Below are 1,312 nucleotides of genomic sequence, written 5' to 3'. Positions count from 1 at the left end.
TGAACCGCCCCGGGATGTCCGGAGAGTTGATTCGTTGGAAGGATCTCTCTCATGGCACGTCCCTCGAAGTACCCCACCGAGCTGCGTGAGCGCGCGGTGCGGATGGTGATCGAGTCCAGGCAGGACTACGCGCACGAGTCCGCGGCGATCAGGTCAGTCGCGAACAAGCTCGGGATCACCTCGACCGAGTCACTCAGGAAGTGGCTGCGGCAGGCAGAGATCGACGGTGGTGTGCGACCCGGTAAGACCACCGAAGAGCTCGCTGAGATCAAGGCGCTGAAGAAGGAAGTCAACGAGCTTCGGCGGGCGAACGAGATCTTGAAGGCGGCCTCGGCTTTCTTCGCGGCGGAGCTCGACCGCCCCAACAGGTATTGATCGACTTCATCGCCGATCACAAGGACGAGTTCGGGGTCGAGCCGATCTGCCGGGTGCTGAACGAGCACGGCGTCAAGATCGCCCCGTCGACCTTCTACGAGATCCGGTCACGCCGGCCATCGCGACGGCAGGTGCGCGACGCGGCGTTGGTGGCGCTGATCGAGGCCGAGAAGGAGCGGCAGAAGTTCATCCGCCGCTTCGGCGCGCGGAAGATGTGGCTGCACCTTCGCGGCCAGGGCCATGACGTCGCCCGGTGCACTGTGGAGCGGATCTACCGTCAGCAGGGCTGGCAGGGCGCGTTGCGCAAGAAGCGGTTCAAGCCGCATCCCTCGGACGGGTCGCCGCGGCCAGCGGACTTGGTGGATCGGCAGTTCTGGGCGTCGCGCCCGAACGAGCTGTGGGTCGCCGACTTCACCTACGTCCCGACCTGGTCGGGGATGGTCTACGTCGCGTTTGTCTTCGACGTCTTCTCCCGGCGCATCGTCGGCTGGCGGAGCGCGCCGCGGATGACGACCGACCTGGTGCTGGACTGCCTCGAGCACGCGATCTGGACCCGCCAACGCGAAGGCATCACCGACCTGACCGGGCTCACGCACCACACGGACGCGGGGTCGCAATACGTCAGTTTCGCCTTCACCGAACGGCTCGTGGAAGCCGGCGTGGACCCGTCGGTCGGGTCGGTCGGCGATGCCTACGACAACGCGTTGGCGGAGTCGCAGATCGGGCTCTACAAGACCGAGGTGATCCGGCCCGAAGGCCCGTGGCGCGGCGTCGAGCATGTCGAGTTGGAGACACTGAACTGGGTCGACTGGTTCAACACCGAGAGACCCCACGAGGCCCTGTCGGATCTGACCCCGATGGCCGCCGAGGAACTTCACTACGCTGCCAAGAACGAGCTCATGCCAACCGGCTGAGCCAAGAAAAACAGTCTCCGGAA

1 protein-coding gene and 1 other annotated feature are annotated in these 1,312 nt (G+C 65.2%); the gene reads left to right on the top strand.

Translation table 11 applies throughout. The annotated features are described in order from the left end of the window. The first annotated feature begins 51 nt into the window (after nucleotides 1–51). Nucleotides 52–1,289 (top strand): IS3 family transposase gene (locus tag ACZDWJ_RS19695; RefSeq protein WP_463523883.1). Its coding sequence is split into 2 segments (ribosomal slippage): nucleotides 52–334 and nucleotides 334–1,289, totalling 1,239 coding nucleotides; the frame shifts between segments, so codons are not numbered across the junction. Further along, nucleotides 333–461, top strand: a sequence feature (AL1L pseudoknot). It overlaps the preceding gene by 129 nt. Nucleotides 1,290–1,312 lie beyond the last annotated feature (23 nt).

Source organism: Nocardioides sp. B129/18, from assembly GCF_055282735.1.
This window is presented reverse-complemented; position numbering and strand designations above follow the sequence as displayed.